Below are 13,746 nucleotides of genomic sequence, written 5' to 3'. Positions count from 1 at the left end.
CCTACCGATTAATTCCTTATTTCTTAAAAAAGAAAAAATGTCAAAATCATCTTAGTTTAAAGGATTATTGATGTTTGGTTGTTGGTTTAAAGTAAAACGTTTTACTAATCCAATATTAGAGAAATAAAAAGTCATATTAAAATGGCGGTATGTAATATTTAAGTTACAAAAAATTAATCTCTTAAAATTAATTTGGCCGGAATAATGATTTCCTGGTTATCCAGTTTGGTTTTAGATGAAAGCTGTTGGAGGATCAGTTTGATCACATTTTCGGCTATTTCTTCCAAAGGCTGTTGCAGGGCCGAAATACCAGGGGTATGTAATTCGAAAGCTTCATGGTCATCGTAAGCAATAACGGAAAAGTCATCTCCTATTTTTTTATTAATCTGCTTCAAAGCCTTTAATCCACTAATAGCAAGATAGTTAGTCGCAAACAATACGGCATCAATATTACGCTGTTCGAAAAGCTTTTTCATCTGGTCTATTGTTTCGCCTTCTTCCTGGTTAAAATGGATTTTTAAAACCAGGTTATCATCATATTTGATCCCGTTATCTTCCAATGCTTTTTTATAACCATCGCATCGCTCAACAATTTGTTTTACATTGATATCAGTAGTAACCAGGGCTATATTCTTTTTACCCTGATGAATAAAATTCTGTATAGATTGGTATGAGGCATCAAAATGATCTGCTCCAACATAGCTGGTGTTTATGTCAGGCAAATTCCTATCGAAAAAGATCACCGGATTGCCATCATCAAGAAGCATCTGAATGTCTTCCTCTATTCCCTTTATCGGAGAGATGATATAGGCATCTACTTTTCGCGATTTGAACATATTGATCAGTTCCTTTGCTTTGTCGATGTTATTTTCCGTACTGGAATAAATAATTTTATACCCTCTTTTATAAGCTTTATCTTCGATCAACCTTGCAATCCTCGAGAAAAATGAATTGGAAATATCCTCTACAATTAAGCCAATGATATTAGAGTGACCGGTTCTCAAACTTCTCGCGATCTGGTTAGGCTTATAACCACTTTCTTCTATAATTTTCTTTACTTTCTCTATTACCGCTTCGCTGATCGATTTCTCTTTTGCTTTGCCATTAATAATGAATGAAACTGTGGTAATGGATACATTTGCTTTTACGGCTATATCTTTAATAGAAAGCGATTTCATTTGGTTAGGATTTCTGTAAATTAATCAATTCAAAGCTAATAAAAATTATAGCTTATAATTTTTTGGACTTTAATAAAAACGCAATTTAACATTTTTTACATTAATCGTCTTAGAAACGTTTATTAAAGCTTAATAAAATATATGTAAAGCTTAAAACAACAAAAGGCGCTTAAATGCGCCTTTTGTTGTTTTTTATCAGTAACCTGGGTTTTGTGTCAGCTTAACATTTAAATCTCTTTGCCTTTGCGGAATAGGATATAATGTTTTAAATGATGAGGATGGATTATGATCCCACCAGCTTCCGGTTGTAAGTTTTCCGAATCTAATCAAATCGTCTCTTCTAAAACCTTCAAATATAAATTCCCTGCCACGTTCTGCCAAAAGCTCATCAAGTGTTAAGGTAGCTACGGTATAAGCTTTGCTAGCCCAAACTGCCGGCGTATAAGCTCTGGATTTACAATCATTAATGAGCTTAACTGCATCTGCATTGGCAACACCTCCGTTTTTACGCATAATGGCTTCAGCTTTTGCAAAATAGATCCATGTTAAGCGGTAAACATTCCAGTCTGTATTGTTGTAATTTGGATCAGGTTCTACTCTCACCCCATTTACAATTCCAGGAATAGAATTGCCCAGTTTATATTTATTAAAACGAACTCCACTATTTTCTTCTCCCTCACTCATGTTGCTAACGGTAGAATTTTTCGAATTTCTTTGAATGTTATCAACAAATTCAAGTGGTTTGCCTGCATACTCTACGGTACCTTGAACATCAGATCCATCAGCGAACTTTTTCTGAGGACCGAACAGTAACCAGCCAGTTTTACGCAAATCATCAGCTTCAAATTTTTCATAAACTCCCGGAATTAAAACGATGCCATCGTTACCATTCCTGCCGCCGCCATAAATATCACGTTGTGCAAAATGATAAAACTCACCCGTCCACGATGGTTCAAATTTAGCTCTGGTAAAATCATAAGCAATGGAGAAAATAACTTCTTTTGATTGATTATTTGTGTTTTTAAATTGATCTGTAATGTTTGGATCAAGCGCCATGTTACCATTTTGACCACCTGCCTCATTATTAATTAATTTATCAGCTGCCCCGATGCAATCATCCCACCGTGGTGTACCAGTCCATACTTCTGCATTTAAATACAACTCCACCAGCATGGCATAACCACTCGCCTGGCTCATTCTTCCAAGTTGCGATTTTGCCAGCTTAGGCACGTTATTGATATTATCTTTAATTTCCTTTTCAATAAAGGTAAAAACATCTTTCCTTGCAGTAGTATTTGGCAATACAGGATTTGATGGATCAACCAGATCTGTAGCAATTGGAATATTACCAAACAAATCCATCAACTTTAAATAGTGAAATGCCCTAAGTAATTTCAGTTCTGCAACATAGCCATTTTTTTCCTCTTGGGTAATGCCCATCTGCGCAATATCTCTCTTCTCGATATTTCCAATGGCATCATTACAAAAACCAACCCCTCCGTACATCAGCGACCATGCATTATTGATACCTCCTTCATCAACCGTCCAGGTATGGTAATGTAATCTCTTCCATTTACCACCATCTTCACCATGTGGGCCCTTTGTTGGCCATGCCAACTGATCAGCTGAAAGTTCGGCCAATCGCCACCATCCATCTTGTCCAGATGGCGTAACCCAGGCATTTGCATGAGTATACGGCCTTAAAACAGCAGAAATAACTTCGTTTTTATTAGAGTAAAATTTTTCAGCCGGGATAACATCGTATGCATTTTCATCTAGTTTAGTGCAGGCTGTGCCCATACTTACCACTAATGCAAGGGCTGTATATATGATTGATTTATTTTTCATTTTATTATATTTTAGAAGCCTACGTTAACACCAAAAAGGAATGATCTTGTACTTGGATAAGCACCACGGCTATCAATACCCGGACCTAAGCCAGTATCTTGTACAAAATCAGGATCATTACCTGAGTAACCTGTTATTGTAGCTAAATTTTGGCCTGTAGCGTATACACGCAGATTACGGATGAACTTCGTTTTTAACTTAAAATTATAACCTAAAGTCACCTCATCAATTTTAACATTGGTTCCGTTTTCCAGGTAATAGTCTGAATACATAAAGGTATCGTTGATTTCACTATACTTCCCAAAAGCATCCCGTAAATAATTAGAACCCGTAACAAAAGGGTTTCCGTATGTTAATGCGGTAGTATTTAAAATTTTATAATCAAACTTACCTCTCAGAAAAACCCTGAAATCAAAGTTTTTATAAGTAAAATTCGCTGTATATGAAGCGTAATATTTAGGTATGGCATTTCCCAGAGGAGCAAGATCTGTTAAGTTTTTATCTTTAGAATTGTTGATCTGATCATTGCGAACGGCTTGTCCGTTTCTATTATAGAAAAGCCATTTTCCATTAGCATCAAAACCGGCGAAACGCTTCCCATAAAATATACCTACCTCTTCTCCTTCGTAAGTGGTAATGGCATCGCCCAAATCTCCTGCACCACCAATACCACCAAACGTTTTAAACTTCACTGCAAAAACATCATTCGAGTAAGAATTCAAGGTGTTTTTAATGGTACTTCCTGTAAAATCCATGCTGAAAGTAAAATCCTTGGTTTTGATTGCCTGATAACTTAAAGCAAGTTCGATACCCCTTGAAGAAATATTACCTACGTTGGCATAAATCTGGTTTTGAATATATGGCGGTTGAGGTGTAGTGTAAAGATCTAACAAATCCTTAGTTGTTCTATCAAACAAATCTAATGAACCTGTTAACTTGCTATTGAACAATGTAAAATCGGCACCGATGTTGGTTTCACGTTTCGATTCCCATTTCAAAAATGGATTTGGGTTACGTGTTGGCCCATAAGTTTCGCGGTAGCTGCCATCAGGATATAAATATTTTCCACCCGGACCAAGTGTTACCCTTGATGCATTATTTGCAAAACCAGAGTTACCCGTTACACCATAACCGGCTCTTAATTTCAAATAATTAACCCATTTTACGTTTTCCATGAATTTTTCTTCGGTAACATTCCAGCCTAATGATACTGCCGGAAAATTTCCCCATTTGTTATTATCACCGAAACGGGAAGAACCTTCACGCCTTAAAATCAATTGTACCAAATACTTATTATCAAACGCGTAGTTAACTCTTCCGAAAAATGCAATTAGCGTATTGTCGTTTTTATAACTGCCCATTGATGCTTTTCCATCTGCTAATGCCTGTCCAACTTCCATATTATCTTCATTGAACTGATCGTTCAGAAAACCACGGGTACTCATTCTGGCGCCTTCTTCAATATTATAACGATAACTGTATCCTGCCAATGCAGTAAAAGAATGTTTATCTGCAACAACCGTATTATATTGTAAAGTAGGTTCAAAGGCATAGGCCTGAGAAAGGAAATTATTTTTGAAAGCATAACCACCGCTAGGGTAATCACTATTCTCGAAAGAATCTTCACTTGCCAAGGTTGCATATCCACCATCTAAATAACTGTTACGCTGCATAGATCCGAAAACACTTGCTTTTAATCCTTTAGTGATGTCAAAATCAGCTTTTAAATCTGCTGATGTGGTTTGCTGCTTGCGGTAACTGGTGTTATTAAATAATCTGGCATATTGGTTTGTACTTTGATTATCGTAGTAATATGAACCATCTGAATTATAAATCGGCTTAGTCGGGTTTTTCCCCAGCTCTTCTTCCCAACCACTTCTGTTTAGCTCATTGTTAAAAAAATCTGACGTTGAACCATTGGATAGCAAATTTGCATTATTAATATTTGTAGCTAAATTTAGTTGGATGTTCAATTTATCATCAAATCCTTTTTGATTGATATTCAATCGACCTGTATATTCTTTCCTTCCGTTTTCTAACGCAATACCTTGTAAATCGCGGTAGTTTAAACTTGCGCGATAACTCGTTTTATCGGTTCCACCTGATAACGCAAGATTATGATTTTGCGATAAATTACCTTTGTTAATCAGTGAACCATATAAATCTTCACTTGCGCCGTAATCACGTGCATTAATCTCTCCCGAGTTGATTTTTGCCCTAAATTCTTCTGCTGATAAGAAATCCAGTCTGTTCTGAACAAATTCTTTACGGATGTAGCTCGAGTAATTAAAGGTTGGCGGTCCGGGTTTGCCTTTTTTTGTGGTGATCAAAATTACCCCTGCGTTTGCGCTTGTACCATAAATGGCTGCTCCAGATCCATCTTTTAATACATCAACCGATAAAATATCATCCTGTTGAAGTAAATCCGGATTACCGCCCGGAATACCATCAATTACATAAAGCGGACTGGCACTACCTGCAACTGAAACCACACCACGGAGTTGCACACTTGGGCTTGAGTTTGGGTTAGAACTCCCCGCCCTGGTGATGTTCAAACCTGCCACTTTACCTTGTATCAAATCAAGCGGGCTCCGGGCACCACTTTGCCGAAACTGGGCAGTATCTACGTGGGCTACTGCTGAAGTAACTTCTTTAGATTTCATCGTACCATAGCCAACCACAACAACATCACTTAAATTCTGAGCACCTGATGGTGCAAGATTGATGGTTAAAAGGGCGGCGCCATTCCCTGCCGGAACAGATTTAGATTGATAGCCGATATAACTGAAAACAAGTACATCAGTTGGTGCTGTAACTGTTATACTGAATTTACCGTTTTCCTGGGTAACAGCACCTCCGGTTTTACCTTGAATTTTAATTCCAACTCCAGGTAATCCGATTTTTTTCTCGTCTAAAACTATACCCGTAATTGTTTTCTGTGCAGCTGATGTTGCAGCAGCAGTACCAGCAGGCGCTTTTGTGGGCACAGGAGCCGCACTGGTAGTTGGAGGGGCACCTCCAAGGGGATTTGCCGGTACCTTTACGCTATCAGCAGGCTTAGCAACCGGAACTTTTTTGGTTGTGTCTTGTTTTTTAGTTGTATCCTGCTGAAAGTAATAGCGATTAATGCTGCTATTGGTTTTCGCAAACAACTGGGGGCTTACAAGTAGGATCAGGCATAGAAATCCTGACGTCCTGAGTAAAATGTTTCTCATTGGCACTCACTAGTTTAGTTTATAATTAGTTACGCAATGCGGCTAAATTCCTCCAAATTAATAAGAGCAATAAGATTAATTAGTTCTCAATAGGTTTTCCGCAAAACGATTTAGTAACGCCTTAAATGGCATTTTGTTTTAAAAAAAACGAAATAAACCTAAAATGTTACGTTGGCAGATAAAACTAAATTTCAACAATAAAACTATTCGAATGACGATCAATTATGAACAGAATTTAACTCTGGTAAGACATTTTAAAAACAAAGGCCAAATAAAAAAGCGACAATTTTAAACCTAAAATTGTCGCTTTTACTTTTACAAGTTATTGCTAAAATAACTTCTTTTAAATCCAAAAGCCGGCCAAAGCCAGGGTATTATTGGTTTTAGTTTTTCAGATCATCAGCCTGCTTTGGGTAAGTAAATAAACCAAAACTCAATCCAGCTTTTGCAAACCAAGCTGACCGCTGAAAATAGGCATTGTAGGTATCCTGCCCGTAATACCCACCCTCAACAAACAATCCGGCGGCACTAAAGCCAGGCAGCCTGTAGTGCAAAGTGGAATGAAAATTTATCCGATCCTGGAAAGTTGCTCTGGATAAATTATAAATTGGGCCAACATTCATCTGGTTGGTAATAAAACTTGCAAAAAACTCTATTCTTAATTTCTCAACAGGATAATTTTCTTCAGTTATCTTATAAACCTTTCTATTTTTATGATCAACTATATTACGACTATATTTAGGAGACCATTTATAGGTATAAAATAAATTAAGCTTATTGGTACCATAAATTTTATATTTTTTCATTCCTGGTGCCAAGCCGGAAGATTGTCCGTAACCAAATTTTAAATACTGATTAATGGTATTGGCCGTGTTTTTATTAAACATAATACCGCTAAACTCAACCACAAAATCATCGCTAAAATTTCCGTTATAGGTATTAAAATACCCTCTTTTTCCCCAGGCTTTATCCATACTGTTAAATTCTTCGCCATCCTGACCGTTAGAATGGTGATAGCCTTTAACAGAGAAACCAAAATTCCGGTTTTTATCTTTATTATAGAGTGCACTATGACTGATAAACAACTCACCGCCTGGCCTTGATGATGCCGTACGCACCGGCAATGAACTATCTCCAACCGATTTGTCGTTATTAAAAATACGCACTTCAAATTCCGGATTAAAATAAAGCGCTAACAGGAGGTAATTTCTCTTTTCCTTATTCAGATTTATTGTCCAGTTAAAAGGCGAAATATTGATGTAAGGGCTAATTTTGGCATCCAAAATCAAACTTTTGCGATCAGAAAAATCACTTTTGGTCATCCACCGCTTATTTGCTGCAAAGGAAGCTTTTGATAAAAAAACAGCCGATGCAATATCTTCATTGAAACTAAAATTATTTCGGTTTCTATCTACCAAATATTTAATATCACCGGGAAGTTTAGCATACGGAACCGAATTTACTTTCACAGTATCGTAATCAGATCTTGTTTGCGCCATTAATTTATTGGAAATAAAAAAAATGGCAATCAAAAGGGTAATTGTTGAGGCTTTAATCATGATGTTATTTTTTTATTTAAAAATAACCCGGTTTTAAAACACCATCAATACCCAATACTGGGTATACTGTAGCTGATCCTGATAGGCTTAAAACCTTTATTTCTCCAGGTTTTCTACAATCAATCTGGCCGTTTTTGCCGATGCACCTGGTTGTCCCATCAGTAAAAGGAGCTCATCGTAATGTTTTAACATCGTATCCCGGCCTGCTCCTTCCGTAATCATTTTGAGTTCTTCGTTTACCTTTTTCGTATTACAATCTTCCTGAATCAGTTCCGTAACGATTTTTTTGTTAACGATCAGGTTAACCAATGAGATGAATTTAATTTTAACCAACAGCCGGGCAATAGCAATAGAAATGGTCCCTCCTTTGTAAACCACCACCTGCGGCACTTTAAATAAAGCGGTTTCTAACGTGGCCGTGCCAGATGCTACCACTGCAGCATGGGCATGGTGCAACAAATTATAGGTATTGTTAAAAAGTAGTTTTACTTTTTTAGCTCCAATAAACTGATGGTAATAGGTTTCGGTAAAGTTTGGGGCAGCGGCAATGGCAAATGTATAACCAGGAAAATGTTCGGTAATGCTCAACATCACCGGCAACAAACGTTCTATTTCCTGTTTGCGGCTACCAGGCAAAAGGGCAATAATTTTTTCATCGCCCAGCTGCTGGTTTCTACGGAAATTCAGATCTGGTGTAAACTGGGCAATCTCATCCAATAGCGGGTTGCCCACATAGTCTACCGCCATACCCCATTCCCTGTAAAAATCTACTTCAAAAGGCAGGATGCAGAACATATGATCAACAACCTTTTTAATTTTCAGTACCCGTTTCTGGTTCCAGGCCCAAACCTTGGGCGAAATGTAATAACATACTTTTATACCGTTGGCCTTTGCAAATTCCGCTATTTTCAAGTTAAAACCCGGAAAATCGATCAAAATCAATACATCAGGTTTCCATTGTATCAGATCTTCCTTACAGGCCTTGAGGTTTTTAAAAATGGTGCGTAAATTTAAAACTACTTCGGTAAACCCCATAAAGGCCATATCGGCATAGTGTTTAACCAACGCTCCACCTTCGGCTTCCATTTTATCGCCGCCAAAATACCTGAACACCGCTTCGCCATCCTCAGCTTTTAAGGCTTTCATTAAATTGGCGCCATGTAAATCGCCTGAGGCTTCGCCGGCTACGAGGTAGTACTTCATGTTATAATCTTTAAAAGAAAAATTTGTATAAAAAACAATCGTCATTCCCGCGCAGGCGGGAATCTTTTTAATGAGATAAAGGCCTTTAACCAAAGATTAAAGCGGAATTTACATCTGCGCCTATTCCTGTTACCTACGATTAACAATACCGACCTGCACCAAAGGCTTACCTGATAACATTAGGGGTTTATCTTACGCAATAGCCTTAAGATTCCCAATCAAGTTGGGAATGACGCCCCTAATCAGGTAATTCTTACTCTTATACCTGCCTTTCTAAAAGACTTTATAGGCAAAAAACACAAAAGCGCATAAAAATGTTGCAGCCAATATGCCCCTGCCAATATTTTCTTTATTGTATTTAAAAAATGTTTGCATGGTGTAAGCGTTCAGCGCAATACCCCCAATATATAACAGATCGGCTTTTGCCAAAGATGCCACATGGTGAATGATATACCAGGCAATAGAACAGCAGATTGCCGGTACAAGCAAACCAATACCCAAGCCCAACCATACTGAATTATTTAATTTCCTTAAGCGCTCCATTATTACGGTTAACCTAAATTAATGCCATCAGCTGCTGATACTTTAGTGCCTGCAGCCTTAGAGTTGCTGCTGCCTATAAAGTCCCAACTATTTAAGGCCTGTATGGCATGGTGTGCCGTTAAATCAAACTGTACCGGCACAATCGAAACATAACCGTGTTCCAATGCCCAAACATCGGTATCTTCCCCTTTATCAAAATTTTCGAAAACACCGGTTAACCAATAATAGGGGCGTTTATAAGGGTCTGTACGCTCATCAAACTCTTCCATCCATTTGGCATTGGCCTGGCGGCAAATCTTAACCCCCTTTAAGTTTTCACCCTTCGGAAAATTCACATTTAAAAGCGTACCTGCGGGCAAACCATTGGCCAAAACCTGCTCACAAATATTTTTAATGTATTTTTTGGTATGGCTAAAATCGGCATCAGCCGCAAAATCATCGAGCGAAAAACCGATAGATGGAATTTTTTCTATCGCCCCCTCTACCGCGGCAGACATGGTACCCGAATACAGTACATTAATGGAATTATTTAAGCCATGGTTAATTCCCGAAACACATAAATCGGGTTTTTTTCCCTTAAAAATCTTATTTACGGCAATTTTAACGCAATCAACCGGGGTTCCGCTGCATTTGTACATCTCTATTCCATCATAAAGCTCCACCTTATCAAAACGGATCGGTTTGCCTATGGTAATGGCATGCCCCATTCCACTCTGCGGGCTATCTGGTGCCACTACCACCACATTGCCCAGCTCCTGCATTACTTCCATTAGGTTTTTTATCCCTGTAGCGGTAATCCCGTCGTCATTTACAACCAAAATAGTTGGTTTTGTGCCCTGCTTTGTCATGCCGGTAAAAATACAGATTATAATTTCAAGGTACAATAAACCACCATTTATATACTAAAACCTTTTATTCCTGGCTTTTTAGTTTCCAAATCAAAATTATTTCTTTCCCTGCAATAAAGCATTTATATTTGAGCAAATAACTTATTAAAAATGAATACGGTATTTAAGCTTAGCTTAAACCAGCAGGTACCTGTTCATGCTCATAAACCAAAAACAATTCAATGAAATTTAAATTATTTACTTTGGCTTGTTTTCTCATTACAGGTGCTGCCGCTATGGCGCAAACCACCTACCAATGGAAAACAGGAACCTCTGGTGGTTACACGTACAAATACGTAACCAACGATCCAACCAAAACACGTTTTTACACCTTAAAAAACGGTTTAACGGTTATCTTATCACAAAACAACAAAGAGCCTAACATTACCTACAAAATGGCGGTAAGAGCAGGCAGTAATACCGATCCACGTACGAACACCGGCCTGGCGCACTACCTGGAACATCTTTTGTTTAAAGGAACCGATAAGTTCGGTACGCTAAATTACGCGAAAGAAAAACCACTTCTAGATAAGATCCAGGCGCTTTACGAAACTTACATTAAAACTACCGATCCGGCCAAACGTAAAGAGATTTATAAGGAAATCGATAAAACTTCGGGCGAAGCATCTAATTATTCTATCGCGAATGAATACGATAAAATGATGAAATCCATCGGCAGTAACTCTACCAACGCACATACCGCGGTAGAAGAAACCGTTTATGAAGAAGACCTACCATCAAACGCCATTGATAAATTTTTGGCCGTGCAGGCAGAACGTTTCCGCGCCCCTGTTTTCCGTATCTTCCATACCGAGCTAGAAGCGGTTTACGAAGAAAAAAACATCGGTATGGATAACGATGGCCGTAAAATGTACGAGAAAATGCTTTATACCCTTTTTCCAACACATAACTATGGTCAGCAAACCACCATTGGTACCATCGAGCATTTAAAAAACCCTTCGTTGGTCGAAATCAGAAAATATTACAACAAATATTATGTGCCTAATAACATGGCACTAATTATGAGCGGTGATATCAATTACGATCAACTGATCAAAAAAATCGACAAAGATTTTGCCTACATGGTTCCTAAACCACTTGCCCTTTACAACCCGGCACCAGAAAAACCGTTAACCCAAGTGCAAAAGGTTGATATTTATGGTCCAAGTGCCGAAAACCTATATATTGCGTACAGGGGGTTTGCACAAACCACCCGCCAAAGTTTATTGTTAGATCTCATCGGAAGCATCCTATCAAACGGCAAAGCAGGTTTAATGGATATCAACCTCAACCAACAACAAAAAATGTTGCGTGCAGGTGCGGGTTATAACTCCATGAAAGATTATGGTATCTTCATTCTATCAGGATCGCCAAAAGCCGGGCAAAGCCTAGAAGACGCGCAAAAGTTATTGTTGGCACAGGTAGAACTGCTTAAAAAAGGCGAGTTTGACGAAAGCTTAATCAAAGCTACTGTAGCCAACATTAAATTTGCAGAATTAGAGGGCTTTGATAATAACGACGTACGTGCCAACGCTACCATGAATGCCTTTATCTTAAACCGTGGTACCGAGTGGGATAAAATGCTGGCCTCAACTGATGATATGGGCAAAGTAACCAAAAAAGAGATTGTAGATTTTGCCAATAAATTTTTCATCAATAACTATGCGGTTATCTTAAAACACAAAGGTGAAGATAAAAGCATTATTAAAGTAGAAAAACCAACCATTACAGCGGTAAAAACCAATTCAAACGAAGTTTCGCCGTTTACCAAAAATATTATCGATGCGCCGGTAACACCTATTGCACCTAAATTTTTAGATTATAGCAAAGATCTTAATTTTGGCAAAGCAGGCATTGCTGATGTAATTGCCATACAAAATACCGAAAATGGCATTTTCCGCATGAGTTACCGTTTCGATATGGGCTCTTACAATTATAAATTATTGCCTTATGCTGCGCAATACCTATCTTTCCTCAGTACCGATAAATATTCTGCAGAAGATATCAGTAAAGCATTTTATAACATTGCCTGCAGCTATAGCGTTAACGTAGGTACCGATATAACCACGGTTTCCATTACCGGTTTACAAGAAAATTTCGATAAAGCGGTGGCTTTGGTTGAAGATGTTCTGGCACATTGCAAACCAAACGAAAAAGCCTTAGAAGATTTAAAAGGCCGTTTGTTAAAATCAAGAGAAAATGCAAAACTGAATAAATCTTCCATTTTGAGTGGTTTAATGAGTTATGCTCAATATGGCGCCAACAATCCTTTCAACTATGGCTTAACAAATGATGAGATCAAGAATATGAAATCAGCAGATCTGATTTACATTTTACATAACCTTACCAATTACAAACACACCATTACTTATTATGGTCCTAAAACGTTAGCGGCATTTTCTGCTGATATTGTAAAGGCCCACCCATTGGCAAAAGAATTTACCGATACCGCCCCAATTAAAACATTTGTGTACACCAAAACCGATTCGAACAAAGTTTACTTTGCCGATTACGATATGGTACAGGCAGAAATCCGTTGGGTACGCAACAGTGGCTTGTACGATCCTGCCAATACTGCTAAAATAGCTTTGTTCAACAATTATTTTGGTGGTGGTATGGGTTCTATTGTATTCCAAACCATCCGCGAATCTAAAGCCCTGGCTTATTCTACCTTTGCGGTATATTCTACGCCAAAAAGTAAAGATAAAGAAAACACCACCGTGGCCTATGTAGGTACACAGGCCGATAAAATGAACGAGGCCGTAGCCGGCATGAACGAGTTGTTAACCACCTTGCCAGAGTCTGATAAATCGTTCGCACTTTCTAAAGCCAACTCCTTAAATGGTATAGAAACCAGCCGTATAACTAAAGATGATATCATTGCTACCTATCTGGCCGATAAAAAATTAGGCTTCGATCACGATTCACGCATTGATGAATACGCCAACCTTAAACCGCTTACTTTTGCCGATATTAAATCGTTCCACCAGAGCAATCTTTCGGGCAAACCTTACAACTATTGTATCGTAGCCTCAGAAAAGAAAATCAACATGGCCGATGTAGCAAAATTTGGCCCGGTAACTAAATTAACTTTAGAGCAGATTTTTGGATACTAAGAAGGTTAAAGGTTAGAAGATTGAGGGTTGAAGGTAAAACCCAAAGCTTAAAAATAAAAAAAGCGATTTCCGGAAACGGGGATCGCTTTTTTGTTTGAGATTTTTGTTAACTGAAGATTTGTTATAATCATTATACGCCCCCCGATTGTACTGTTCTAATTATCATAACCGGGAGATCAATTCTTTGCTAATTTAAT

Annotated in this window: 8 protein-coding genes; 1 reads left to right on the top strand and 7 read right to left on the bottom strand. The window is 38.1% G+C overall.

All coding sequences use genetic code 11. The features are described from left to right. Positions 1 to 173 precede the first annotated feature (173 nt). The 7 genes from OQX63_RS09685 to surE all read right to left on the bottom strand — a co-directional run bounded on the left by OQX63_RS09685 (position 174) and on the right by surE (position 10,394). Positions 174 to 1,178, bottom strand: coding sequence for a LacI family DNA-binding transcriptional regulator (locus OQX63_RS09685; protein WP_265850671.1), 1,005 nt, complete (start codon positions 1,176 to 1,178; stop codon positions 174 to 176). Positions 1,179 to 1,373: 195 nt separating this feature from the next. After that, positions 1,374 to 3,026 carry a RagB/SusD family nutrient uptake outer membrane protein gene (locus OQX63_RS09680; RefSeq protein WP_265850670.1) on the bottom strand — a complete coding sequence of 551 codons (1,653 nt, stop codon included), beginning with the start codon at positions 3,024 to 3,026 and terminating at the stop codon, positions 1,374 to 1,376. An 11-nt stretch (positions 3,027 to 3,037) separates the two neighbouring features. Further along, on the bottom strand, positions 3,038 to 6,241 hold the full coding sequence (locus OQX63_RS09675) for a SusC/RagA family TonB-linked outer membrane protein (RefSeq protein WP_265850669.1): 3,204 nt from the start codon (positions 6,239 to 6,241) through the stop codon (positions 3,038 to 3,040). Between the two features lie 383 nt (positions 6,242 to 6,624). After that, complete coding sequence (locus OQX63_RS09670) at positions 6,625 to 7,800, bottom strand: hypothetical protein (protein WP_265850668.1); 1,176 nt, start codon at positions 7,798 to 7,800, stop codon at positions 6,625 to 6,627. 96 nt (positions 7,801 to 7,896) lie between these two features. Further along, a complete protein-coding gene (lpxB, locus tag OQX63_RS09665; protein WP_265850667.1) occupies positions 7,897 to 9,003 on the bottom strand; it encodes a lipid-A-disaccharide synthase in 1,107 nt (368 codons plus the stop codon). 273 nt (positions 9,004 to 9,276) lie between these two features. Continuing rightward, positions 9,277 to 9,546, bottom strand: a complete 270-nt coding sequence (locus OQX63_RS09660) for a stationary phase survival protein SurE (protein WP_265850666.1) — start codon at positions 9,544 to 9,546, stop codon at positions 9,277 to 9,279. An 8-nt stretch (positions 9,547 to 9,554) separates the two neighbouring features. After that, on the bottom strand, positions 9,555 to 10,394 hold the full coding sequence (surE, locus tag OQX63_RS09655; RefSeq protein WP_265850665.1) for a 5'/3'-nucleotidase SurE: 840 nt from the start codon (positions 10,392 to 10,394) through the stop codon (positions 9,555 to 9,557). Positions 10,395 to 10,615: 221 nt separating this feature from the next. On the opposite strand from surE, the gene OQX63_RS09650 reads away from it, so the two are divergent. Then, entirely contained in the window at positions 10,616 to 13,549 is a 2,934-nt protein-coding gene (locus OQX63_RS09650; RefSeq protein WP_265850664.1) for a M16 family metallopeptidase, read from the top strand. The last annotated feature ends 197 nt before the right edge of the window (positions 13,550 to 13,746 follow it).

Source organism: Pedobacter sp. PF22-3, from assembly GCF_026239555.1.
Classification (GTDB): domain Bacteria; phylum Bacteroidota; class Bacteroidia; order Sphingobacteriales; family Sphingobacteriaceae; genus Pedobacter.
Note: the sequence above shows the minus strand (reverse complement) of the source record. Positions and strands in the feature narration are given on the sequence as shown.